General features: G+C 64.3%; 18 protein-coding genes. 11 read left to right on the top strand and 7 right to left on the bottom strand.

Features of this window, described 5'->3' with window-relative positions; genetic code table 11:
* Nucleotides 1–128: 128 nt before the first annotated feature.
* Nucleotides 129–416: a hypothetical protein gene (locus I6F38_RS15835; RefSeq protein WP_225160995.1), complete on the bottom strand. Its 288-nt coding sequence runs from the start codon at nucleotides 414–416 to the stop codon at nucleotides 129–131.
* Nucleotides 417–783: 367 nt separating this feature from the next.
* Here I6F38_RS15835 and I6F38_RS15830 point away from each other — a divergent pair, with 367 nt between their 5' ends.
* Nucleotides 784–2,601 carry a carbamoyltransferase C-terminal domain-containing protein gene (locus I6F38_RS15830; protein WP_225160994.1) on the top strand — a complete coding sequence of 606 codons (1,818 nt, stop codon included), beginning with the start codon at nucleotides 784–786 and terminating at the stop codon, nucleotides 2,599–2,601.
* Between the two features lie 187 nt (nucleotides 2,602–2,788).
* Here the strand turns inward: I6F38_RS15830 and I6F38_RS15825 are convergent, their stop codons facing one another.
* Nucleotides 2,789–3,952: an OpgC domain-containing protein gene (locus I6F38_RS15825; protein WP_225160993.1), complete on the bottom strand. Its 1,164-nt coding sequence runs from the start codon at nucleotides 3,950–3,952 to the stop codon at nucleotides 2,789–2,791.
* A gap of 243 nt (nucleotides 3,953–4,195) precedes the next feature.
* Here I6F38_RS15825 and I6F38_RS15820 point away from each other — a divergent pair, with 243 nt between their 5' ends.
* A complete protein-coding gene (locus tag I6F38_RS15820; protein WP_016846428.1) occupies nucleotides 4,196–4,501 on the top strand; it encodes an ETC complex I subunit in 306 nt (101 codons plus the stop codon).
* A 34-nt stretch (nucleotides 4,502–4,535) separates the two neighbouring features.
* On the opposite strand, the gene I6F38_RS15815 is transcribed toward I6F38_RS15820, so the two are convergent.
* Both I6F38_RS15815 and I6F38_RS15810 read right to left on the bottom strand, forming a co-directional pair.
* Nucleotides 4,536–5,030, bottom strand: coding sequence for an Lrp/AsnC family transcriptional regulator (locus I6F38_RS15815; RefSeq protein WP_225160992.1), 495 nt, complete (start codon nucleotides 5,028–5,030; stop codon nucleotides 4,536–4,538).
* A 2-nt stretch (nucleotides 5,031–5,032) separates the two neighbouring features.
* A complete protein-coding gene (locus tag I6F38_RS15810) occupies nucleotides 5,033–5,686 on the bottom strand; it encodes a TetR/AcrR family transcriptional regulator (protein WP_225160991.1) in 654 nt (217 codons plus the stop codon).
* A gap of 192 nt (nucleotides 5,687–5,878) precedes the next feature.
* Between I6F38_RS15810 and I6F38_RS15805 the strand changes: the two genes are divergently transcribed.
* From I6F38_RS15805 to I6F38_RS15790, 4 genes are all read left to right on the top strand, one after another.
* Complete coding sequence (locus I6F38_RS15805) at nucleotides 5,879–7,051, top strand: isovaleryl-CoA dehydrogenase (protein ID WP_225160990.1); 1,173 nt, start codon at nucleotides 5,879–5,881, stop codon at nucleotides 7,049–7,051.
* A 130-nt stretch (nucleotides 7,052–7,181) separates the two neighbouring features.
* Entirely contained in the window at nucleotides 7,182–8,786 is a 1,605-nt protein-coding gene (locus I6F38_RS15800; RefSeq protein ID WP_225160989.1) for a carboxyl transferase domain-containing protein, read from the top strand.
* A gap of 14 nt (nucleotides 8,787–8,800) precedes the next feature.
* Complete coding sequence (locus tag I6F38_RS15795; protein ID WP_225160988.1) at nucleotides 8,801–10,810, top strand: acetyl/propionyl/methylcrotonyl-CoA carboxylase subunit alpha; 2,010 nt, start codon at nucleotides 8,801–8,803, stop codon at nucleotides 10,808–10,810.
* A complete protein-coding gene (locus I6F38_RS15790) occupies nucleotides 10,807–11,721 on the top strand; it encodes a hydroxymethylglutaryl-CoA lyase (protein ID WP_225160987.1) in 915 nt (304 codons plus the stop codon). The genes I6F38_RS15795 and I6F38_RS15790 overlap by 4 nt, the downstream gene beginning before the upstream one ends.
* A gap of 321 nt (nucleotides 11,722–12,042) precedes the next feature.
* On the opposite strand, the gene I6F38_RS15785 is transcribed toward I6F38_RS15790, so the two are convergent.
* A complete protein-coding gene (locus I6F38_RS15785; protein WP_016846867.1) occupies nucleotides 12,043–12,225 on the bottom strand; it encodes a hypothetical protein in 183 nt (60 codons plus the stop codon).
* A 489-nt stretch (nucleotides 12,226–12,714) separates the two neighbouring features.
* Here I6F38_RS15785 and I6F38_RS15780 point away from each other — a divergent pair, with 489 nt between their 5' ends.
* The 3 genes from I6F38_RS15780 (at nucleotide 12,715) to I6F38_RS15770 (ending at nucleotide 17,610) form a co-directional block, all read left to right on the top strand.
* The gene (locus I6F38_RS15780; RefSeq protein WP_225160986.1) at nucleotides 12,715–14,331 is read left to right on the top strand and encodes a sensor domain-containing diguanylate cyclase; all 1,617 of its coding nucleotides are present in this window, start codon (nucleotides 12,715–12,717) and stop codon (nucleotides 14,329–14,331) included.
* A 731-nt stretch (nucleotides 14,332–15,062) separates the two neighbouring features.
* A complete protein-coding gene (gene ilvD / locus I6F38_RS15775; protein WP_018271516.1) occupies nucleotides 15,063–16,787 on the top strand; it encodes a dihydroxy-acid dehydratase in 1,725 nt (574 codons plus the stop codon).
* Entirely contained in the window at nucleotides 16,774–17,610 is an 837-nt protein-coding gene (locus I6F38_RS15770; protein ID WP_225160985.1) for a tetratricopeptide repeat protein, read from the top strand. Before ilvD ends, I6F38_RS15770 begins: the two co-directional genes overlap by 14 nt.
* A gap of 21 nt (nucleotides 17,611–17,631) precedes the next feature.
* Here I6F38_RS15770 and xth read toward each other — a convergent pair whose 3' ends face one another.
* Both xth and I6F38_RS15760 read right to left on the bottom strand, forming a co-directional pair.
* Nucleotides 17,632–18,429, bottom strand: coding sequence for an exodeoxyribonuclease III (gene xth / locus I6F38_RS15765; RefSeq protein ID WP_225160984.1), 798 nt, complete (start codon nucleotides 18,427–18,429; stop codon nucleotides 17,632–17,634).
* A gap of 45 nt (nucleotides 18,430–18,474) precedes the next feature.
* Complete coding sequence (locus tag I6F38_RS15760) at nucleotides 18,475–18,900, bottom strand: GNAT family N-acetyltransferase (protein WP_225160983.1); 426 nt, start codon at nucleotides 18,898–18,900, stop codon at nucleotides 18,475–18,477.
* 236 nt (nucleotides 18,901–19,136) lie between these two features.
* Between I6F38_RS15760 and I6F38_RS15755 the strand changes: the two genes are divergently transcribed.
* Both I6F38_RS15755 and I6F38_RS15750 read left to right on the top strand, forming a co-directional pair.
* The gene (locus tag I6F38_RS15755) at nucleotides 19,137–20,270 is read left to right on the top strand and encodes an efflux RND transporter periplasmic adaptor subunit (RefSeq protein WP_225160982.1); all 1,134 of its coding nucleotides are present in this window, start codon (nucleotides 19,137–19,139) and stop codon (nucleotides 20,268–20,270) included.
* 3 nt (nucleotides 20,271–20,273) lie between these two features.
* Complete coding sequence (locus tag I6F38_RS15750; RefSeq protein ID WP_225160981.1) at nucleotides 20,274–23,402, top strand: efflux RND transporter permease subunit; 3,129 nt, start codon at nucleotides 20,274–20,276, stop codon at nucleotides 23,400–23,402.
* Nucleotides 23,403–23,431: the final 29 nt, after the last annotated feature.

The following is a 23,431-nucleotide window of genomic DNA, read 5'->3' as shown; positions in this document are numbered from 1 at the left end:
CTTTCTTGCGTGCCGCAGCTGAGCCAAGCCCGGCGGGTGAACCAACCCCCAAAAAGCAAATCAGGTGCGTCGGGACCGACGCACCTGATTTCATGTCTTTAATATCGCTTGTGTCGACCGGGCGGTTGTTACCACCGGCAAACGCGAACACCACGCGGGGTCCACCAGCAACGGGGACCGGCGTAACCGCCGTAGTAGCCATAGCCACGGCCATATCCATATCCGCGGCCATAGCCCCACCCGCGACCGCGACCCCAGCCGCCGCCGCGATAGCCCCAGCCACCGCCGCGTCCGCGCCAGGCTTGCGCAGGCGCTGTGGTGACGCCGACCAGGATGGCAGAGGTGCTTGCGACATAGACGAACAACAAAGCGACTGCTGCTAGGCAACGAGTCAGGATATTGTAGCGTTTAGTCATTCTGAAGATCTCCAGTCCACTTCCAAACATCTGAACTGATGCTGGCTGTCTCGCTTAGACGCGCGACACCGGCATTCGGTTCGTGCATGCTAAGACAATATTTTCACTAAGGTTCTTGCGAGCTTTAACGACTCTATTGAGACCAACAGGTAAGGTCAAGTTACAGTCCCGCCTGCAAAGGATACTGTCGTTGCTGCGCTCATCTTGTCGTTCATCCGCCGTTCATTCTGTTCATCTTGCGTTGCGCCGATTTGATTTGTGCATCGCAGAAGCAGAGATTTGAGAACCTCGGAAAATGCCGGCGAGAACTTGAAGTCGACACGATCCTGTTCTCTCAGCGGTTGCTGTATCCTTCCAAAGAGTGCCCATGCCGAAACAACACACTTACGTCCTTGGTCTCAACGTCTACGACCATGACGTCAGCGCCTGCCTGCTGCGTGACGGCGCGATCGCCTACGCGATCTCCAAGGAGCGCATCACCCGCGAGAAGCACGCCTCCGGCTTCTACAAGGAAGTCGTCGACTACTGCCTGTCGGCCGAGGGCATCACCCTCGACGACGTCGATCTCGTGGTGCGCAACAGCTACATCCTGCCGGTGCCCGAGATGGAGGAGCGGATGCTCCACCAGGATATGCCGGGCTTCTTGCCGATCGCCGAACGCAACGAGGCAATCAAGCATCCGCTGTTTCGTTCCAAATCCGACAAGGTGGTGTCGATCTCGCACCACCTCGCGCATGCCTACAGCGCGTTCGCGGTGTCGCCCTTCAACGACGGCGTCGTGATGATCGTCGATGGTGTCGGCAATTATCAGGCCGACGCGATGGAGTCCTATCCGCAGGATGGGGCATCGCCGCTGGCCCGCGAGTCCGAGAGTTACTACAGGTTCGACGACACCAGGCTCGAATGCCTGAAGAAGGTCTTCATGGAGCCGGCGCGCGGGCTCCTGTCGGACGAGTTCTACAACATGCCGGGACTGGGGGCGCTGTACAGCCGGGTCTCGACCTATGTGTTCGGCGACTGGAACAAGTGCGGCGAGTTGATGGGGCTTGCGCCCTATGGCCGCCATGAGCAGGTCGGCCATCTGCTCGAGATGAAGGACGGCAAGCTGCACGTGCCGTTTTGGGGCGCCGAGAACCAGCAGCCCTTCGTGCTCGACAGCGGCAGCTGGGACAAGAGCCCGACGATGCGGCACTGGGAGGATATCGCCTGGCGGGTGCAGGACGACACCGAGAACGTGCTGCTGGCGCGGGCGCGCTGGCTGCGCGAGACCACGGGTGCGAAGAATCTCTGCATCGCCGGCGGCGTCGCGCTGAACTGCGTGGCCAACGGCCGCATCGCGCGCGAGTCAGGTTTCGAAAACATCTGGATCCAGCCCGCCGCCGGCGACGACGGCATCGCGATTGGTTGCGCTTATTACGGCTGGCTCGAAGTGCTCAAGCAGCGCCGCTCGTTCGTGATGGACCACGCCTATGTCGGGCGGCGCTACAGCGACGCCGAGGTGGCCGCCGCGCTGCAAAGCTTCCTGGTGCGCATCCAGATCGACGCGAAGCGCAGCGACAATATCTGCCGCGACACCGCAAAGCTGCTCGCCGACCAGCGCGTGATCGGCTGGTTTCAGGACCGTTCCGAGTTCGGTCCGCGCGCGCTCGGCAACCGCAGCCTGATCGCCGATCCGCGCAGGGCCGAGATGAAGGACATCCTCAACAGCCGGGTCAAGCACCGCCAGGCCTTCCGCCCGTTCGCGCCGATCGTGCTGGCCGAGCGCATGAAGGAGATCTTCGAAGGCGAGGAGGACTCGCCCTACATGCTGATCGCAAAGCCGGTGCGGCCGGAATGGCGCGACAGGATCCCGGCGATCGTGCATGTCGACGGTTCGGCGCGGGTGCAGAGCGTGCGGGAAGAGACCAACCCGATGCTCTATCGCCTGCTGAAGGAGTTTGAGGCGCTGACCGGCGTGCCGGTCCTGATCAACACCTCGTTCAACGTCAAGGGCGAGCCGATCATCGAGACGCCGCAGGACGCGGTCAGCTGTTTCCTCACTACCGGGATCGACAACCTCGTGATGCATGACACGCTGGTGTCGAAGACCGCTATGCACAAGGTCGTCACGCCCGTGATGACGACGTTCGGCGACGTCGCCACCATCGTCTCCTCGACGACGCAGGACACCAGTCGCGGCGGCTAGAGAGCGTTTTCGAGCGAAGTGGGCACCGGTTCGCGTGAAGAAAACGCGTCAAAACAAGAATCTAGAGCTTCGGTTTTGATTCAATCAGAACCGAAAATGCTCTAGAGCATGGCCCGGAAAAGTGCGAAGCGGTTTTCCCCGCGACAAACGCGAAGCGTTTGCGCGGCCTTGCTCAAATATAAGGGACTTACGCCGCCTTCGCCGGCGCCGTGGGTTTTGCCGCCGGCGGCTTGACCGGCTTGTCCTGCCGCTTCGACCACGAGATGTAATAGGCCACGATCGTCATGATCGCGATGCCGGAGATGCTGACGAAGATCTGCGCGAACAGCGAGCCCGAGCTCATCGAGAGCTCGAAATGTCCGACAAAGGACAGGAACACGCCGACGCAGAACACCGCCAGCGACTGCTGGCCGCAGACGATCAGGGGATCGAACACCTTCCACTCCAGCGCCGCCCAGTCCTTCGGGATGAAGCGGATCACCAGCACCGTGATCACCACGAAGTGCAGGAAGCGATACGGCGCGAGGTTGGTCTTGTCGTTCGGGTTGAAGGTCGAATAGAGCCAGTCCGGGAACATGGCGCCGAAGTCCGGGAAGCGCCCGGCCATCGTCATGATCAGCGCGAAGATCATATAGGCGATGCAAAACCACAGCGTGTAGCGCGAGTTGATGATGCGCATGTTGTTGCGCGCGCCGCCCATCGCGCACCACGAGCCGAACACGAACAGCACCTGCCAGGCGAACGGATTGAAGTACCAGCTGCCGGCCGGGTAGGCCGGCAGGTTCCAGCCCTGGTGGCGCGACACCAGCCACAGCACGAGCGAGGCCGCCATGGTCCAGTTCGGCCGCCGCAGCATGAACCACAGCACCGGCGGGAACAGGCCCATCAGCACGATATAGAGCGGCAGCACGTCGAGATTGACCGGCTTGAATTTCAGGAACAGGCCCTGGCGCAGTGTCTCGGTGGCGTTGTCGACGAGGCCGGCGACGTTGAACTCGTTGATGATCTCGGAATCGCCGAAGCGCAGCGCCAGATAGCTGATCGAGGCGATGTAGATCACGAACAGGATGATGTGGGCAACATAGAGCTGCCAGACCCGCTTGGTCAGCCGGGTGGCGCCGACGATGAAGCCGCGTTCCAGCATCATGCGGGCGTAGACGAAGGAGGCGGTGTAGCCGGAGATGAAGACGAACAGGTCCGCGGCGTCGCTGAAGCCGTAATTCCGCGTCGTGATCCAGTTCACGACGTTGTCGGGGATGTGATCGAGATAGATCGCCCAGTTCGCGACCCCGCGGAACAGGTCGAGTCGGAGGTCACGTCCTTTTTCGGGCAGGGTAGCGTGGATTTCCATGGCGCGCCGCTTCCTCGAGGTGATGCTTGTCGAGAAGATCGCGCCGCGGGCCCGGGGGACTGCTAAGGGAAGCCTCCCGAGGCCAGATTGTCACAGCGCGGTAGAATGACTATACCGGTCCGGCGAAGGCTGCCTCCGAGATCGAGGAATCACCGATCAGATCGTTGATAGGTGTCTCTATACTATCCCGGCGGTTTCCTTCAAATCGCTTCCATGTCGCACATCCCACGGGGCCGACCATCCATGACCGCACGCATTTTTAAGCCCGCCAAAAACGCGATGCAATCGGGACGTGCCAAGACCAAAGAGTGGCAACTGGACTACGAGCCGGAGCAGCCGCGCTCCGTGGAGCCCTTGATGGGCTGGACCTCGTCCACCGACATGAAGCAGCAGCTGACGCTGCAGTTCGAGACCAAGGAAGAGGCGGTCGCCTATTGCGAGCGCAAGGGCATCGCCTACCAGGTGATCGAGCCGAAGGATTCGGCGCACCGCCAGATCGCCTATGCCGACAATTTCGCGTTCCGCCGTTGGGAGCCTTGGACCCACTAAGGTTGGACCCACTAAGTCCTGACTGGCGCCCCGATCAGCTCGCCGCGGGCGCGGCGAGGGCGCCCGGGATCGGCAGCGGCGCGTCCTTGGAGACGCCGAGCACCGGAAAGCTTCTGATCTTACGCACATTGGGCAGGCCGGCGAATTGCAGCAGCTGCTGGCGCATGTCGTCGACGCTGGGCGCGACGCATCGGAGCATGAAGTCGGCATCGCCCGAGATCCGCCAGCATTGCAGGAAGCGCGGCACGGCCGCCACATCAGCCTCGAACGCCTCGATCGCGCTCAGGGTCTGGCTATCGAGCTGGATCAGCACGAAGGTCGTCACCTCATAGCCGAGCAGCCGCTCGTCCAGCGTGGCGCGGATCGCCTGGATCACGCCGCGGCTGCGCAGGGTGCGAACCCGGCGCAGGCAGGGCGGGGCGGTGATGCCGACCCGTTCGGCGAGCTCGTTGATCCTGATCCGGCCGTCCCGCTGCAACTCGGACAGGATCCGCAGATCGATGTCATCGAGCTGTGGGCGCTCGGTCACGGCTACGAGCCCGCCACGGCGGCGCGCCGGCTGTCGCTGCCGTGGCTCGCCTGGTCGATCGCGGCCTGCGGCGCGACGCCCGACAGCACCAGCTTCTCATGCGCCGCGATGATGGCGTCGCGGGTCAGCCGGCCGCCGGGGCGGTACCAGGTGCAGAGCCCGGTGAGCAGCGCCAGGATCGCGAAGGTCGCGACCTGGATGTCGACCACCTCGAACGCGCCGTCCGCCGCCCCGTCGGTGAGGATCTGCGCCAGCCGCTGCTCATAGGCACCGCGCAGCGCCACCACGGCGTCGTAGTTCTTCGCATCGAGGCTGCGCAGCTCGGAATTGGCGATGAAGACCTCGCGCTTGCGGGTCATGTGGTAGGTGACGTGGAACGCGACAAAGGCGCGCAGCTTCTCAACCGGATCGGCCTTGCCCTCGAGCGCAAGATCAAGCTCGCGCAGCAAATCGTTGATATGGTCCTGGACCAGATCGAACAGCAGGTCCTGCTTGGTTGAGATATGGTTGTAGAGTGAGCCTGCCTGGATGCCGACCTCGGCGGCGAGCTGGCGCAGGCTCATGGCCTCGTAACCGTGCTCGAAGATCAGGCGCACGCCGGCCTTGCGGATCGCCTCCAGCGTGGTGGGGCCGTGTGAGCCGATCGTGCGTGCCATCGGGGCCTCGGAGGGTGTTGGCTTGCCAGGGAGGACCAGGAAACAAGCGAACGACCGTATGTATATCGCATGAAATCCCAGTGAATTCAATGAACTGCGGATTTCGCGCCCAAACCATAGCACGATTGCTTGCGAAGCCAAGAAAAAAACGTATGATCGTTTAATTGCAAGATGAATCTCACGGGAGGGATCATGGCCTCGAACCAGGCGGCAATCTTCAATTTCGACCTTGGCGAGACCGCGGATGCGATCCGCGAGACGGTGCATGATTTCTCGACCAACGAGATCGCGCCGCGCGCCGCCGAGATCGACCGCAGCAACCAGTTTCCGCGCGACCTCTGGCCCCGGATCGGCGCGCTCGGCCTGCACGGCATCACCGTCGAGGAGGAGTATGGTGGCTCGGGCCTCGGCTATCTCGAGCACTGCATCGCCGTCGAGGAGATCTCGCGGGCGTCGGCCTCGGTCGGCCTATCCTATGGCGCCCATTCCAACCTCTGCGTCAACCAGATCCGCCGCAACGGCAACGAGGCGCAGAAGCGCAAATACCTGCCGAAGCTGATCTCGGGCGAGCATGTCGGCTCGCTCGCGATGTCGGAGCCGTCCGCGGGCTCGGACGTGGTCTCGATGAAGACCCGCGCCGACAAGAAGGGCGACCGCTTCGTCCTCAACGGCAACAAGATGTGGATCACCAACGGCCCGGTCGCCGATACGCTGGTGGTCTACGCCAAGACCGATCCGAACGCCGGCCCGCGCGGCATCACCGCCTTCATCATCGAAAAGGGCATGAAGGGATTTTCGACCGCGCAGAAGCTCGACAAGCTCGGCATGCGCGGCTCCGACACCTGCGAGCTGGTATTCGAGGATTGCGAGGTGCCGGAGGAGAACGTGCTCTCCGAGGTCGGCCGCGGCGTCAACGTGCTGATGAGTGGTCTCGACTACGAGCGCGCGGTGCTGGCGGCGGGGCCGATCGGCATCATGCAGGCCTGCATGGACGTCGTGCTGCCCTACGTGCACGAGCGCAAGCAGTTCGGCGAGCCGATCGGCTCGTTCCAGCTGGTGCAGGGCAAGGTCGCCGACATGTACACCACGATGAACGCCTCGCGCGCCTATGTTTACGCGGTGGCGAAGGCCTGCGATCGCGGCGAGACCACGCGCGAGGACGCCGCCGGCGCCATCCTCTATGCCGCCGAGAAGGCCACCCAGTGCGCGCTGGATGCGATCCAGCTGCTCGGCGGCAACGGCTACATCAACGATTATCCCACCGGCCGCTTGCTGCGCGACGCAAAGCTCTACGAGATCGGCGCCGGCACCAGCGAGATCCGCCGCATGCTGATCGGCCGCGAGCTGTTCGCCAAGACAGCCTGATGTCTTCTGCCTCGCCCCGCGCTTGCGGGGTGAGGGGCTGTCACCGCATCGACGGTGGCAGTTGTGCTCACCCCGGCACGATGATTGACCTGGAACCCCACCGATACTCCAACGAAACGTGCAAACACCGATGCCGCTTCATTCGACGATCGATCCCACATCTTCTGAATTCGCCCGCAACGCCGAGGTGATGCGCGGCCTGGTCGCTGAACTTCGCGGCAAGCTCAACCAGGTGGCCGGCGGCGGCGGCGAGACCTCGCGCAAGCGGCACACCTCGCGCGGCAAGATGCTGGCGCGCGATCGCGTCGATCTCCTGGTCGACCCCGGCACCGCATTCCTTGAGCTATCGCCGCTCGCCGCCAACGGGCTCTATGGTGGTGACGTGCATTCGGCCAGCGTCATCACCGGCGTCGGGCGCATCTCGGGTCGCGAATGCATCATCGTCGCCAACGACGCCACCATCAAGGGCGGCACCTATTACCCGATGACGGTGAAGAAGCATCTGCGCGCCCAGGACATCGCGCGGCAGAACAATCTGCCCTGCGTCTACCTAGTGGATTCCGGCGGCGCCTTCCTGCCGCTGCAGGACGAGATCTTTCCCGACGAGCGGCATTTCGGCCGCATCTTCTACAACCAGGCCCAGATGTCGTCGCAGGGCATTCCGCAGATTGCGATCGTGATGGGATCCTGCACCGCTGGCGGCGCCTATGTGCCGGCGATGTCCGACGAGAGCATCATCGTGCGGAATCAAGGCACGATCTTCCTCGGCGGTCCTCCGCTGGTGAAGGCGGCGACCGGCGAGGTCGTCACCGCCGAAGAACTCGGCGGCGCCGATGTGCACTCGCGCCAGTCGGGCGTGACCGATCATTATGCGCAGAACGACGCCCACGCGATCGGGATCGCGCGCCGCATCGTGGCGACTCTGAAGCAGCCGGTGAAGGCACAGCTCAACATGCGTTCCCCGCAGGAGCCGCTGTTTCCGGCCGAGGAGATCTACGGCGTGGTCTCCGCCGACGGCAGAAAACCGTTCGACGTGCACGACATCATCGCGCGGATCGTCGATGGCTCCGAATTCGACGAGTTCAAGAAGCTCTACGGCACCACGCTGATCTGCGGCTTCGCCCATATCTTTGGCTATCCGGTCGGCATCATCGCCAACAACGGCATCCTGTTCAGCGAGAGCTCGCTGAAGGGCGCGCATTTCATCGAGCTGTGCTGCCAGCGCGGCATTCCGCTGGTGTTCCTGCAGAACATCACCGGCTTCATGGTCGGCAAGAAGTACGAGGCCGGCGGTATCGCGCGCGACGGCGCCAAGCTCGTGACGGCGGTCGCCACCGCCGGGGTGCCGAAATTCACCGTCGTGATCGGCGGCTCCTACGGCGCCGGCAATTACGGCATGTGCGGCCGCGCCTACAGCCCGCGCTTCCTCTGGCTGTGGCCGAATGCGCGCATCTCGGTGATGGGCGGCGAGCAGGCCTCGATGGTGCTGAGCCAGGTGCGGCGCGACGGCATCGAGGCCAAGGGCGAGAGCTGGTCGGCGGAAGAGGAGGACAAATTCCGCGAGCCGATCCGCGCGCAATACGAGAAGCAGGGCAATCCCTATTACGCGACGGCGCGGTTGTGGGATGACGGCGTGATCGATCCGGCTGATACGCGCCTCGTGCTCGGGCTCGGCCTGTCGGCGGCAGCCAACGCCCCGATCGAGCCGACGAAGTTCGGCCTGTTCAGGATGTGACCCAGGAACTGACCATGGACCGCTCAAAACTCACCCGGCGTTTCCGCACGCTCCTGATCGCCAACCGCGGCGAGATCGCCTGCCGCGTCATCCGTTCGGCGCGCGCCATGGGGCTGCGCACCGTCGCGGTTTATTCCGAGGCCGACCGCGACGCGATGCATGTCGCGCTCGCCGACGAGGCGGTGCTGCTCGGTCCGGCACGGGCGCGCGACAGCTATCTCAGCATCGAGCGCGTCATCGCCGCCGCCAAGGAGACCGGCGCCGAGGCGGTGCATCCCGGCTACGGCTTCCTGTCTGAAAATGCCGAGTTCGCGCAGGCCTGTCTCGAGGCAGGTTTGGTGTTCGTCGGTCCGACCGCCGAGATGATGACGGCGATGGGCTCGAAGTCCGGCTCGAAGGCGCTGATGGAGAAGGCCGGCGTGCCGCTGGTGCCGGGCTATCACGGCGAGGCCCAGGACGAGGCGACGCTGGCGGAGGCCGCCAACCGGATCGGCTTCCCGGTGCTCGTGAAGGCGTCGGCCGGCGGCGGCGGCCGCGGCATGCGTGTGGTCAATTCGGCGGCTGAGCTCACGGCCGCGATCACCAGCGCCAAGCGCGAGGCCAAGGCGGCATTCGGCGACGACCGCATGCTGATCGAGAAATACGTGCAGAACCCGCGCCACATCGAGGTGCAGATCATCGGCGACAGCCACGGCAATCTGCTCTCGCTGTGGGAGCGCGAATGCACGCTGCAGCGCCGCCACCAGAAGGTGATCGAGGAGGCGCCGTCGCCGACGCTGAACGCCGCGCAACGCGAGACGGTTTGCGAGGCCGCCCGCAAGGCGGCCGGCGCGGTCAACTATATCGGCGCCGGCACCATAGAGTTCGTCTCCGACGGCAAGGACGTGTTCTTCATCGAGATGAACACCCGCCTGCAGGTCGAGCATCCCGTCACCGAGCTGATCACCGGTGTCGATCTCGTCGAATGGCAGCTCCGCGTCGCCTTCGGCGAGGCGCTGCCGCTGAAGCAGGACGAGATCAGGCTCAATGGCCACGCCATCGAGGCGCGCGTCTACGCGGAAAATCCCCAGAAGAACTTCATGCCCTCGGTCGGTCGCATCAAGACCTGGCGGACGCCGCCGGAAGGCGACGGCCTGCGCATCGATGCCGGCTATCGCAGCGGCGATAACGTCTCGCCGTACTACGACGCGATGCTCGCCAAGGTGATCGCCTGGGCGCCGACGCGCGAGGGCGCGATCGACAAGCTCAATCGCGGGCTGCAGGAGACCGATGTCCGCGGCATCGTCACCAATATCCCGTTCCTGTCGGCGCTGGTGACGCACAAGGACACGCGAGCTAATGCGATCGACACCGGCTTCATCGAGCGCGAGCTGAAGAACCTGACATCGGGTACCGGCACGGCCGGCGAGTTCGAGCTCTGCGCGGCGGTCGCCGCGATCGTCAACGACGAGCAGAAGGCGGCGCGGCGGGAGGCCAGCTCGCCCTGGCAGGCCTTCGGCTGGATGCCGGTCGGCCGCCGTCAGCGGGTGTTTTCGTTCCGGCAGGGCCATGAGCCCGCCCAGACCATCACGCTGCACTATGGCAACGGACCGTCGACGCTCTCCGTCGGCGGTCGCGAACTCGTCTTCGCCATATCGTCAGCCGGCGATGACGGCTTCGACCTGACGCTCAACGGCCTCAAGTCCCGCGTCGCCTCGGTCATCGAAGGCCACGAACTTTACTTGCGCACCCGCAACGGCCGCTTCGACCTGCACTGGGTCGATCCGTTCGGCGGCGAGAGCGAGGAGCAGGTCGGCGAGGACAAGATCGTGGCGCCCTTGCCGGGCACGGTGGTAGCGCTGCTGGCCGAGGAGGGCACAACGCTCGAGAAGGGAGCCCCGATCCTGACGCTCGAAGTGATGAAGATGGAGCAGACCCTGCGCGCGCCCTATGCCGGGGTGCTGAAGAAGCTCAAATGCAAGGTCGGCGACATCGTCGGCGAGGGCGTCGAGCTTGCCGAAGTCGAACCTGCGGCCGCGTCATGAGCGTTCAGATCCAACTCGTCGAGATGGGGCCGCGCGACGGCCTGCAGAACGAAAAGACGCCGGTCAGCGTTGAGGCGCGCATCGCCTTCGTCGAGGCGCTGGTGGCGGCCGGGCTCAATACGGTCGAGGTCGGCGCATTCGTGTCGCCGAAGGCGATCCCGCAGATGGCGAGCTCCGACCAGGTGCTGCGCGGCGTCAGTCACATCAAGGGCGCCGAATTCCACGTGCTGGTGCCGAACGAGAAGGGCTATGACGCCGCGCGCGCGGCTGGCGCCGAGGTGGTCTCGGTGTTCGCGGCGGCCTCCGAAGGTTTCTCCCGCGCCAACATCAACTGCTCGGTCGCGGAATCGATCGAGCGCTTCAAGCCGGTGCTGGCGCGCGCCAAGGCCGACGGCGTCAAGGTGCGTGGCTACATCTCCTGCGTGCTCGGCTGTCCGTTCGACGGCGAGATCAAGCCGAAGGCGGTCGCCGACCTCGCGGTGACACTGTGGGATCTCGGCTGCTACGAGATCTCGCTTGGCGACACCATCGGCGTCGGCACGCCGCTGAAGGCCAAACAGATGCTGCGTGCCGTCGGTTCTGAGTTGCCGATCGGCAACCTCGCGATGCACTTCCACGACACCTACGGCCAGGCGCTCGCCAATCTCTATGCCGGCATGGAAGAGGGCGTCCGCGTCATCGATGCCGCCGCCGGCGGTCTCGGCGGCTGCCCCTACGCCCCCGGCGCCACCGGCAACGTCGCGACCGAGGACGTCGCCTACATGCTCGAGGGCATGGGCGTGAAGACCGGGATCGATATGGACAGACTGCTGGCCGCGACCAACGAGATGGCTGGCTTGCTCGGCCGTCCGCCGGTCAGCCGTGTTGCGTCCGCGCTCAACGCGAAGCGCAAGCGGCTCGCCAAATCGTAAAGTGTGGGATGCTTGGAGCGATTTGCCGCCGTTGCTCGAGGAGCGAAGGCGGAAGCGATATCCGTCGCGGCCCGGGCGGCATTGACGGCTATCGGGATTGCAGCCGCCTCAATCTTCGGCGGTCGCGCCCGGAGTTATGCGCTGCGAAGCGCAGATTCAAGGCACATAGTCGCGCCCCTGGCTTGCGCAATCTGGGCTCCCGAAGCTGGACTCTCAACCCATATGCGTAGCGTGCGACAGCGCTTCGCGCTATCGCCGCCCTCCTTGAGGGCGTTTCCTCCCTAGACTTGGGCCGCTTGTTGTTTCGAGCGGCCCTTTTTCTTACGCCGCCGGAGCATTGATCGTCGCGATCACGGCCCTCATATCGGTCGCCAGCTCGCGATAGTGCCCGCCCAACCGCTGGTATAGCTCGCGGTTGCTCCCATCCAGCGTCCTGCTAGCGATCAGCTCGCATTCGTCGGCGAGGATCTCAAAACGTTCCAGCTTTGCTTGGAGAGCAGACATGGCGGGCGTTTCCCTGACACTGTTACTGAGGGAGTTGCGACGCTACTACTCGGACTGCGTCTAACACAGCATAATTATAGGGTAGAACTAAATTCTTCCCGGCAGTGACTTTGACCGATTGATGGGAGCGACTTGTCCGCCGTAGCTCGAACAGCGAAGGCGGAAGCGCATGAGCGTTTCGAGGCATTCCGGAGGCAAATCGAAGCGCTCGGAGATGAGGTGAGCAACTGACGATGCGGCGGAGCCGTAATCGGATCGGTTAGCGCGCGGCGAAGCCCTTCAATTCAGTATCCGCGACGCGAATGATGCGTATCGCTTCGCTCCACCTGACGCGCGAGTCCTCCCGCCGGATGGAACCCGTTTTGCGGCGCACACAGCCGCCGTCATTGGCTCGGCTCCCGATCAAACCCTCCCGAAAGCGTTCATGGCTTGGTGACTCAAACGTGCTGAGGTGAAGAGGCTCGCAATTGCTCCAGGTGGATTCTCGCCATGTCCGGACAGGTGTCAGCTTCCCGCGGCCGAACGTTTTTGGCCGGAAAGATCGTCTTCAACTTCGGCCGGTCGGCCTTCGACTGCACGGTCCGCCAGCTCACGGAGACGGGCGCCACCGTGGAACTTGAAAGTGTCGTTGGCATTCCCGATCACATTCAACTGTTGCTCGTCGGCAGCAATCAGGTGAAGCCATGCAAACGGCTGTGGCAATCGGACCGCCAGCTCGGCCTGGTCTTTGAAGAGCAGCAGGCCAACGCTGCGGTGCCTGCGCCTGCCGCTCCTGCGCCGGCCGCCATTCCGGAGCGGCGCAGCGGCGATATTCTGCGCGGGCACATGCTGGCGCTGCGCGCGGCGCTCGATCAGATACCCGTCGGCATCCTGCTTTTGGACTCGGAGCTGAAGGCCCAGTTCATTAATCGTGCGTTTCGGAGCATGTGGGCGCTTCCGGACGCGGTGGCCGACCGCAGCCCCACCTTCGCCGATCTGATGCATCACGGCTGCAAGACCATGGCCTATGAGCTGCCGGCTGAGCAGCTTCATGCCTACCTTGCCGAGCGCGTCCGCCTCGTGAGCGTCGGGGACCCCAACCCGATCGATCTCAGGCGCAGCAACGGTGATGTGGTTCGATGTCAGTGCACGCCGCTGCCCGACGGCGGCCGGATGGTGAGCTACACGCCCGTGACCGACATCGTGCGCGCATCCGACAAGCTCAAGGTACTGACCGGCGCGCTCGAGAACGTCGAAGACGGCGTCGTCCTGCTCGACCGCGATCTCAATGCGATCTTCCTCAATCGGCGAATGCGGGAATTCTGGGAGGTGAGCGAGGAGGAGGTTGCGCGGCATCCGGCATACATCACGCTGCTCACGCGCAACCGCCGCGCCGTTTCGGCAGGCGCGACCCCGGAGCAAATCAGGGCCTTTCCTGCGAAGCGGATTGCGGAGATCAAGGCAGGCGATCACAAGCGCGACGTGCAGACGCCGGACGGCCGCCATATCAGGATCCATTGCTCGACGATGGCAAACGGCGGTCGCATGCTGACCTTCGTCGACGTGACCGATCTCGTCCGCAACGCACGGCAGCTGGAGGTGCTCGCGACCACCGATCCGCTCACCGGATTGTTCAACCGCAGGCACTTCCTGACGACGCTGGATGCGGAGTGGAGCCGGTTCCAGCGCTACTATCGTTCGGTATCCGTGCTGATGGTTGATATCGATCACTTCAAGAGCATCAATGACCGCTTCGGACATGCGGTCGGTGACGAGGCCATCAAGGCTGTTGCCGGGATATGCATTCGGGGCAAGCGCAAGTCCGACGTCGTCGGCCGCGTTGGAGGCGAGGAGTTCGCCGTCCTGCTGCCGGAGACCACATTGTCGCGCGCCCGAACCGTCGCCGAACGCATCCGCAAGAGGGCGGAAGCGCTGACGGTGGGTGCGGATGATCGGTCGGTATCACTCACGGTGAGCATCGGCGTTGCCGAGGCGCTCACAAGCATGCCGGGGATCGATGCCCTAATGAAGGCTGCCGATGCGGCGCTCTACCAGGCCAAGGAGCACGGCAGGAATCGCACGGAGTGCTGGTCACCTCCGTCGCCACCGAAGCTGGCCGCCGGGTAAATTGCAGGATGGAGGGACTTGTCCGCCGTAGCCCGAAGAGCGAAGGCTGAAGCGATACGCCATCGCGTCCGCGAATTGGACGACATCGCTGCGCTCCAGCCATCCTCTGGATGCTCGAACGACGTCTCCTCGTCGGCATTCCGGGGCGTGCGAAGCACGAGCCCGCGCAACACACTCAGTGTCGTCCCGGCGAAAGCCGGACCCATAACCGCCGATGGTCATTGCTGCGCATCGGTGGAACGACGAGTCCCATCCATAACACCCGCTGCGGAGTATGGGTCCCGGCCTTCGCCGGGACGACGGCGGAGGACGTGTTCTCTCGGCTCAGCAACTGGCGCCTCTGGAATACTGGATCACTCGCACGCGCATGCGCGGGTGATGATGCCGAATACGCTGTTTGACAGTTGAATCTGTGAGCAGGGGCTGTCCTTTCCCGCTACTCCAGCGAGCTTCATCACATGGCGGCAATCCGTCGGCTATGTGGTCGGGCCCGCGTCAGGTGCCTATAAGGACTGATAATACATGGTTGCCCGGCGGCCACGATTGTTGCGATGTTGCAACGGTGCTTGAACATTTAACCTTAAAAGCACCCGGTCCGCACTCGCGCCGCTTTTTAGCCACACCCCGACATGAAAGGATATTCACGTAGCTGAATAGCCAGCGCTCCGACGACGGGACATTTTTTCGGGTTCCGGCGTTGATGAGGAAAGAGCGCCGGGAACAGGGTCGCGATGGACGCCAAGACGAACATCAAGGGCAGGCTGCCCAGCCGTCACGTGACGGAGGGCCCCGAGCGCGCACCGCACCGGTCCTATCTTTATGCGATGGGGCTGACGACAGCCCAGATTCATCAACCTTTTGTCGGCGTTGCTTCATGTTGGAATGAAGCCGCTCCCTGCAACATTTCGCTGATGCGCCAGGCGCAGGCGGTGAAGAAGGGCGTGGCCTCGGCCGGTGGCACGCCGCGCGAGTTCTGCACCATCACCGTCACCGACGGCATCGCAATGGGCCATGACGGCATGCGCTCGTCGCTGCCGTCGCGCGAATGCATCGCCGATTCGGTCGAACTGACGGTCCGCGGCCACTCCTATGACGCGCTGGTCGGGCTCGCCGGCTGCGACAAGTCGCTGCCGGGCATGATGATGGCGATGGTCCGCCTCAACGTGCCGTCGATCTTCATTTATGGCGGCTCAATCCTGCCCGGCAACTTCCGCGGCCAGCCGGTCACCGTCCAGGACATGTTCGAGGCGGTCGGCAAGCACTCGGTCGGCGCCATGTCGGACGAGGACCTCGACGAGATCGAGCGGGTGGCGTGCCCGTCGGCCGGCGCCTGCGGCGCCCAGTTCACCGCCAACACCATGGCGACCGTCTCCGAGGCGATTGGCCTCGCGCTCCCGTATTCTGCCGGGGCCCCGGCGCCTTACGAGATCCGCGACTCCTTCTGCGCCGCCGCCGGCGAGAAGGTGATGGAGCTGATCGAGAAAAACATCCGGCCCCGCGACATTGTCACCCGCGAAGCCCTTGAAAATGCTGCGGCCGTGGTTGCAGCCTCAGGTGGTTCGACCAATGCTGCGCTGCACCTGCCGGCGATCGCCCATGAGTGCGGCATTAAATTCAATTTGTTCGACGTTGCCGAAATCTTCAAAAAGACTCCTTACGTCGCGGATTTGAAGCCGGGCGGCCGTTATGTTGCCAAAGACATGTTTGAAGTAGGTGGCATTCCGCTGCTGATGAAGACGCTGCTCGACAATGGCCACCTGCACGGGAATTGCCTGACCGTCACTGGCCGAACGATCGCCGAAAACCTCAAAAGCGTGAAATGGAATCCGCACCAGGATGTGGTGCGGCCCGCCGACAATCCGATCACCGTGACGGGTGGGGTTGTCGGGCTGAAGGGTAATCTCGCTCCGGAGGGTGCGATCGTGAAGGTCGCGGGAATGTCCAACCTGAGGTTTACCGGTCCGGCCCGGTGCTTCGACCGCGAGGAAGACGCCTTCGAGGCGGTGCAGAAGCGCACCTACAGGGAAGGTGAGGTGATCGTGATCCGCTATGAGGGGCCGAAGGGCGGTCCCGGCATGCGGGAGATGCTGGCGACCACGGCGGCACTGACCGGGCAGGGGATGGGCGGCAAGATTGCGCTGATCACCGATGGCCGGTTCTCCGGCGCCACCCGTGGCTTCTGCATCGGACATATTGGACCTGAAGCGGCCGTCGGCGGGCCGATCGGGTTGTTGCAAGACGGCGACATCATCGAGATCGATGCGGTCGCCGGCACCCTTAACGTAAATTTGAGCGACGCCGAACTCGCAAATCGTAAGACCAAATGGGCCCCTCGCGCGACGAACCATACATCTGGTGCGCTGTGGAAGTACGCCGAGCAAGTGGGGCCGGCGGTGGATGGCGCAGTCACCCATCCGGGTGGCGCGTACGAGAAACAGTGTTATGCGGACGTTTAGGCGTACGATATTGGCGTTTGCGTTAGGGGCCATCCCGGTGGCAGGCCCCGGATTCGGATTCGACGGCGCACCGGTCAACCCACAAGATACGGTTCTTCCTGTGGTTTCCCCGCAGCCGGGGACCGCCGGCGCGCTGAAACGGGCCGCCACCTCGGTGGCGCCTGCGGCGACCTCGCCGACCTCGTCGTTCAGCACGCTGCAGTACCAGGCCGAGGGCGGTCACCCCGTCGCGCAGTGGAAGCTCGGCAAGATGTACGCCGAGGGCGATGGCGTTATCCAGGACGACATGCGCGCCTTCGAGTATTTCAGCCGGATCGCCAATGCGCATGCCGAGGATTCGCCGTCGGCACCGCAGGCCTCGATCGTGGCCAACGCCTTCGTCGCGCTCGGCCGCTACTATCTGAGCGGCATTCCCAATTCCAAGGTGAAGGCGGACACCGAGCGGGCGCGGGAGATGTTCTCCTATGCCGCGTCCTATTTCGGCAATGCCGACGCCCAGTACGACCTTGCCCGGCTCTACCTGAAGACGCCGGACGCCTCGCGGGACGACTTCCGCTACGGCGCGCGCTGGCTCGGCCTTGCCGCCCAGAAGGGCCAGCATCAGGCGCAGGCGCTGCTCGGCCAGATGCTGTTCAACGGCGACCGCCTGCCGCCGCAGCGGGCACGCGGCCTGATGTGGCTGACGCTGGCGCGCGACAGTGCGACGCCGGATGAGGCCTGGATCAAGGAAAGCTACAACCGGGCGATCGCCAAGGCCTCCGAGGACGATCGCGCGATGGCGCTGCAGATGCTCGAGCACTGGGTGCAGGGCCGCCGGGATTGATCTTCCCGCCGGCCGGCGGGGTCAGGCGATCTCGAAATCGAGATCGGCCCAGACCGGGACGTGGTCGGACGGCTTCTCCCAGGCCCGGACATAGCTGTCGATGCCGACGTGGATCAGCCGGTCACTGGCCTGCGGCGACATCAAAAGATGGTCGATGCGCAGGCCCCAGTTCTTCTGCCAGGCGCCGGCCTGGTAGTCCCAGAACGTGTACTGGCCGGGCTCGTCATTGACCGCGCGGAGCGCGTCGATCAAGCCGAGGCCGAGCAGGGACTGGAAGGCCTCGCGGGTGGCGGGGCGGAACAGGGCGTCATCGGCCCAGGCGGCGGGATTGTAGACGTCACGGGCCGCCGGAATCACGTTGAAGTCGCCGGCCAGGATCAGCGGCTCCTCGGCCTTCAGCCGCTCCTTCGAATACTCAAGAAGCCGCGACATCCACTTGAGCTTGTACGGATATTTGTCGGTATTGGCGGGGTTGCCATTGGGCAGATAAAGGCACGCGACCCGGATCACGCCCTGCTTCAGCGTGACGACGCCCTCGAGGAAGCGGGCATGTGCGTCCTCGTCGTCACCGGCGAGGCCCGATTTGGTTTCGTCGAACGGCAGCTTCGACAGCAGCGCGACGCCGTTGAAGGTCTTCTGGCCATGGGTCACGACATTATATCCGAGCGCCTCGACCTCGAGCCTCGGGAACGCGTCGTCGACGCATTTGATCTCCTGCAGGCAGACGATGTCGGGGGAACACTCCTTCAGCCAGCTGACCAGAAGTTCGATCCGTTGCCGGACCGAGTTGACGTTCCACGTAGCGATGCGAACTGCCATCGGACTTCCTTCATTGTGGGGGCACGTGACCGAGCGCCGCCCCGCTTAGACCAAGCGCTTCCGCATCTCGATGTGCGGGATGCCGGCCTCCTCGAATTCCGCGCCGATCCGCTCGAAGCCGACGCGTGCGTAGAACGGCTCCGCGTGCGTCTGCGCGTTGAGGATCAGTTCCGGATAGCCGAGTTCGGCCGCCTTGGCCATCAGCGCGTCCAGCACGCGGGCGCCTACGCCTGCGCCGCGCGCCGCTTTGAGCACGGCCATGCGGCCGATATGACCGTCCGGCAGCAGCCGGCCCGTGGCCAAGGGCGCACCGTCGTCGGCGAACGCCAGCGCATGCCAGCTCGATGCGTCCATGTCGTCCCATTCCAGTTCTACCGGCACCCGCTGTTCCTCGACGAAGACGCTGTAGCGGATGGCACGGGAGCGTTCGCGGGCTTCTTCCCAGAGGCAGACAAGGACGGAGGTGGACATAAGGTCGCGATTCGGAAGCTCAATGAAGCAGAACGGATGCGGCCCGGTTACTCAAAACGTCCGGCGATGCGCATGCAAATGACCGGATTGAAGCCGCACTATTTCACTTAGGTGGCATACCATGGGCGGTCCGCCTGTGCTAACCCTCTCAGGAAACAAGGCGCAACAATTGCCGACGGGGGAGTGACGACGCGCACCGGCCTTCAAGGGAAGCCGGCGGCGCACGTGCAAAACTTATGAAAAAACGCAATTTGGTTCTGACTGTCGCTGTTCTCGGCATTGCGGCCGGGGCGGCTTACATGACCCGCACTTCATGGATGGGTGGCGGCGCTGCCACCGCGCAAGGGACGGCGCGGCCGCGCGTGGTGTCCGTGGATCTCGCCAAGGCGGAACGCAAATCGGTTCCGGTCGATGTCGATGCCATTGGACAGGTCACGCCGATCTCCAGCGTGGCGCTGAAGTCGCGGCTGGAGACTACCATTGTCTCGGTGCATTTCGAGGACGGCGCCAAGGTCAATGAAGGCGATCTGCTGTTCACGCTCGACGCGCGGCAGATCGACGCGCAGATCGAGCAGGCCGAGGGCGTCCTGGCCCGCGACCAGGCCCAGCTCGAGGGCGCGCAGCGCGACCTCCGCCGCTACACCGAACTGGTCGGCAAGGGTGCGACCACCCAGGTCAACCTCGACAACGCCAAGACCCAGTCCGACGTCCTGATCGGCACCATCAAGGCCGACCGCTTCGCGCTGGAGAATCTCCGCGTCCAGAAGAGCTACACCGTCATCCGCGCACCATTCGCGGGACGGATCAGCGTCGCCAACGTCAAGGTCGGCAACTTCGTCCGCCCCGCCGACACCCAGCCGCTCGCGGTCATCAACCAGATGGCACCGGTCTACGTCACCTTCGCGATTCCGCAGCGGGCGCTGGTCGATCTGCGCGACGCCATGGGGAAGGGCGATTCCAAGGTGATCGCGACCATTCCCGGCCACCAGCGCTCCGAGCGCGGCAAGGTCGCGATGGTCGAGAACGCCGTCGACGCGACCACCGGCATGGTGACCGTGCGCGGCATCATGAACAACGAGAGCGAGACGCTCTGGCCCGGCACCATCGTGCAGACCAAGCTGATCATCCGCAGCGAAGACGCGATCGTGGTGCCGACGGTCGCGGTGCAGCGCAGCCAGAACGGCAATTTTGTCTTCGTCGTCAAGGACGGCGTCGCCAAGGTCCGGCCGGTCAAGGTCGATCGCACCTTCCAGGGCAGCTCGGTGATCTCAGACGGATTGGCGGGCGATGAAAGCGTCGTCGTCGACGGCCAGCTGCTGCTCTCGGAGGGATCGCGGGTTGAACTGCGGGCGCGTAAGGCCGGAGCCTGACCGATGACGCTCTCCGAGCTTTGCATCCGCCGCCCGGTCATGACGACGCTGATCACGGCGTCGATCATCGCATTCGGCGTGTTCGGCTTCCGCCTGCTGCCGGTCTCGGCGCTGCCCAAGGTGGACTTCCCGACCATCGCGGTGACCGCGACCCTGCCCGGCGCCAGCGCCGACACCATGGCGGCCTCGGTCGCCGGCATCATCGAGCGCCAGCTCTCGACCATTGCCGGCATCTCCTCGATGTCCTCGAACTCGTCGCAGGGTACGAGCGTCATCACCATCCAGTTCGACCTCAACCGCAACATCGATGCCGCCGCGCTCGACGTGCAGACCGCGTTGACGATCGCGCAGCGCCGGCTGCCGATCGAGATGACGATCCCGCCGAGCTTCCGGAAGGTGAACCCGGCGGACTTCCCGGTGCTGTTCGTCTCGCTCGGCTCGGCGACGCTGCCGCTGTCGAGCGTCAACGAATACGGCGACATCACGATCGGGCAGGCGCTGTCGCAGCTGCCGGGCGTCGCCCAGGTCTTGATCTACGGCGCGCAGAAATTCGCCATCCGCGTCCAGGCCGATCCGGAGGCCGCCGCCGCGCGCAGCGTCTCGATGGAGGATATCCGCGCCGCGGTGTCGCGCGCCAATTCGTCGACGCCGGTCGGCACCTTGAACGGCCCCAAGCAGGACGTCGCGCTGCAGGCCTCCGGTCAGATGGACAAGGCAGCCGACTACCGCCAGATCTACGTCGCCTGGCGCAACGGCTCGCCGGTCCGGCTCGACGAGATCGCCAAGGTCTATGACAGCGTCGAGAACGACAAGATCGCGACCTGGATGAACGACGAGCGGGCGATCGTGCTCGCGATCCAGAAGCAGCCCGACGCCAACACCGTGGCGGTGGTCGACGCCGTGCTGGCCAAGCTGCCGGCGCTGCGCGCCGCGATCCCGCCTTCGGTGACCATGCAGGTCATGATGGACCGTTCGGTCTCGATCCGCCAGGCGGTCAGCGACGTCGAGGAGACCCTGCTGATCGCGATCGGGCTCGTGATCCTCGTGATCTTCCTGTTCCTGCGCTCGGCGTCCGCGACCTTCATTCCGGCACTCGCGGTGCCGATCTCGCTGTTCGGCACCTGCGCGGCGATGTACGCGCTGGACTACTCCATCAACAACATGACGCTGCTGGCGCTGACGCTCTCGGTCGGCTTCGTGGTCGACGACGCCATCGTCATGCTGGAGAACATCGTCCGCCACATCGAGCACGGCATGAAGCCGTTCGAGGCGGCGCTGAAGGGCGCCCGCGAGATCGGCTTCACGATCATCTCGATCACCTTCTCGCTGATCGCCGTGTTCATCCCGGTGCTGCTGATGGGCGGCATCGTCGGCCGCGTGTTCCGCGAATTCGCGGTGACGATCTCGGTCGCCATCATCGTGTCCGGCTTCGTGTCGCTGACCTTGACCCCGATGCTGTGCGCCCGCGTGCTGCGCGCGCATGACGCGACCAAGCGGCCGAACGTCGTGCTGCGGGCCTTCGAGGCGATGTTCGAGGCCTGGCTGCGCGGCTATGAATGGGCGCTGGATTGGGTGCTGGCCAAGAAGGCCCTGATGCTGGTGGTGACGCTGGCGACGCTCGGCGGCACCATCTACCTCTACATGATCGTGCCGAAGGGCTTCTTCCCGCAGGAGGACACCGGCTTTCTGATCGGCGTGACGGAGGCTGCGACCGACACCTCGTTCGAGGCGATGAAGGTGCGCCAGCAGGCGCTGGTCGAGGTGCTGCGGACCGATCCGGCGATAGAGTACATCAACTCTACGGTCGGCTCCGGCGGTCCCAATCCGACGGCGAATTACGGCCGGCTGTTCATCGCGCTGAAGCCGCAGAAGATGCGCGACAACGCCACCGTGGTGATCGGCCGGCTCCGGCAGAAGGCGCGCGAGATCCCGGGCATGCAGGCGTTCTTCCAGAGCATCCAGAACCTCAGCATCGGCGGCCGCATCTCCAAGAGCCAGTATCAGTATGTGATGCAGAGCGGCGATACCGAGGCGCTGTACCGGCTGGCGCCCGAGATGCGCGACAAGATCGAGAAGATCCCGGGCTTGCTCGACGTTACCACCGACCTCTACATCAAGAACCCGCAGATGACGGTCGACATCGACCGCGAGAAGGCGGCGGTCTACGGCGTCACCGTCGATCAGGTCCGCAACCAGCTCTACAACGCCTATGGCGCGCGGCAGGTCGGCACCATCTACATGCCGTCGAACGACTACCAGATCATCCTCGAGGTGCAGCCGCAGTTCCGCGTCGATCCGTCCGACCTCTCGAAGCTCTACATGAAGACCGCGAACAACCAGACCATTCCGCTGGATGCGGTGGCGCGGCTGGTGCCGACGGTCGGGCCGTTGCAGATCAACCACCAGGGCCAGCAGCCGGCGGTGACGATCTCGTTCAACCTCGCGCCGGGCACCTCACTCGGCTACGCGGTCGACAAGATCACCGAACTCGAGCAGACCGCGAACCTGCCGCCGACGATTGTGACCGGCTTCTCCGGCACCGCGCAGGTGTTCCAGGATTCGCTGCGCGGGCAGGGCGTGCTGATCCTCGCCGCGGTGTTCGCGGCCTTCGTGATCCTCGGCATTCTCTATGAGAGCTTCATCCACCCGATCACCATCATCTCCGGCCTGCCGTCGGCCGGTATCGGCGCGATCCTGACGCTGATGATGTTCGGGATGGAGCTGTCTGTGATTGCGATGATCGGCATCGTGATGCTGGTCGGCATCGTCAAGAAGAATGCGATCATGATGGTCGACTTCGCGCTCGAGCGACGCCGCGTCGGCCTCAGCGCCGAGCACGCGATCCGCGAGGCGGCGCTGCTGCGCTTTCGCCCGATCATGATGACGACGTTCGCGGCGATCTTCGGCACGCTGCCGATCGCGCTCGGCGCGGGTGCCGGCGCCGAACTGCGTCAGCCGCTCGGCGTGGCCGTGGTCGGCGGCCTCTGCGTCTCGCAATTGCTGACGCTGTTCATCACGCCCGTGATCTACATCTATCTCGACCGCATCGACCGCAGGCTGCGCCGCAAGCTCGACCCGCAGGCGGAGACAGGCGGCGACGTCGAGCGGCCGCAGGTGGTCGCGGCGGAATAGCCGAGCGTTCGGCGCGAGCCGGAAACCGG

The organism is Bradyrhizobium sp. BRP56, assembly GCF_020194035.1.
In the GTDB taxonomy this organism is placed as follows: Bacteria; Pseudomonadota; Alphaproteobacteria; order Rhizobiales; family Xanthobacteraceae; genus Bradyrhizobium; species Bradyrhizobium australafricanum.
This window is presented reverse-complemented; position numbering and strand designations above follow the sequence as displayed.

Bases quoted from the DNA above. Each gene is read 5' to 3' on its own strand.
- I6F38_RS15750 (WP_225160981.1), top strand. From the start codon at position 20,274: ATGACGCTCTCCGAGCTTTGCATCCGCCGCCCGGTCATGACGACGCTG.
- I6F38_RS15835 (WP_225160995.1), bottom strand. From the start codon at position 416: ATGACTAAACGCTACAATATCCTGACTCGTTGCCTAGCAGCAGTCGCT.
- I6F38_RS15770 (WP_225160985.1), top strand. From the start codon at position 16,774: ATGCGGACGTTTAGGCGTACGATATTGGCGTTTGCGTTAGGGGCCATC.
- I6F38_RS15760 (WP_225160983.1), bottom strand. From the start codon at position 18,900: ATGTCCACCTCCGTCCTTGTCTGCCTCTGGGAAGAAGCCCGCGAACGC.
- xth (WP_225160984.1), bottom strand. From the start codon at position 18,429: ATGGCAGTTCGCATCGCTACGTGGAACGTCAACTCGGTCCGGCAACGG.
- I6F38_RS15800 (WP_225160989.1), top strand. From the start codon at position 7,182: ATGCCGCTTCATTCGACGATCGATCCCACATCTTCTGAATTCGCCCGC.
- I6F38_RS15820 (WP_016846428.1), top strand. From the start codon at position 4,196: ATGACCGCACGCATTTTTAAGCCCGCCAAAAACGCGATGCAATCGGGA.
- I6F38_RS15805 (WP_225160990.1), top strand. From the start codon at position 5,879: ATGGCCTCGAACCAGGCGGCAATCTTCAATTTCGACCTTGGCGAGACC.
- I6F38_RS15810 (WP_225160991.1), bottom strand. From the start codon at position 5,686: ATGGCACGCACGATCGGCTCACACGGCCCCACCACGCTGGAGGCGATC.
- ilvD (WP_018271516.1), top strand. From the start codon at position 15,063: ATGGACGCCAAGACGAACATCAAGGGCAGGCTGCCCAGCCGTCACGTG.
- I6F38_RS15790 (WP_225160987.1), top strand. From the start codon at position 10,807: ATGAGCGTTCAGATCCAACTCGTCGAGATGGGGCCGCGCGACGGCCTG.
- I6F38_RS15795 (WP_225160988.1), top strand. From the start codon at position 8,801: ATGGACCGCTCAAAACTCACCCGGCGTTTCCGCACGCTCCTGATCGCC.
- I6F38_RS15785 (WP_016846867.1), bottom strand. From the start codon at position 12,225: ATGTCTGCTCTCCAAGCAAAGCTGGAACGTTTTGAGATCCTCGCCGAC.
- I6F38_RS15825 (WP_225160993.1), bottom strand. From the start codon at position 3,952: ATGGAAATCCACGCTACCCTGCCCGAAAAAGGACGTGACCTCCGACTC.
- I6F38_RS15780 (WP_225160986.1), top strand. From the start codon at position 12,715: ATGTCCGGACAGGTGTCAGCTTCCCGCGGCCGAACGTTTTTGGCCGGA.
- I6F38_RS15830 (WP_225160994.1), top strand. From the start codon at position 784: ATGCCGAAACAACACACTTACGTCCTTGGTCTCAACGTCTACGACCAT.
- I6F38_RS15755 (WP_225160982.1), top strand. From the start codon at position 19,137: ATGAAAAAACGCAATTTGGTTCTGACTGTCGCTGTTCTCGGCATTGCG.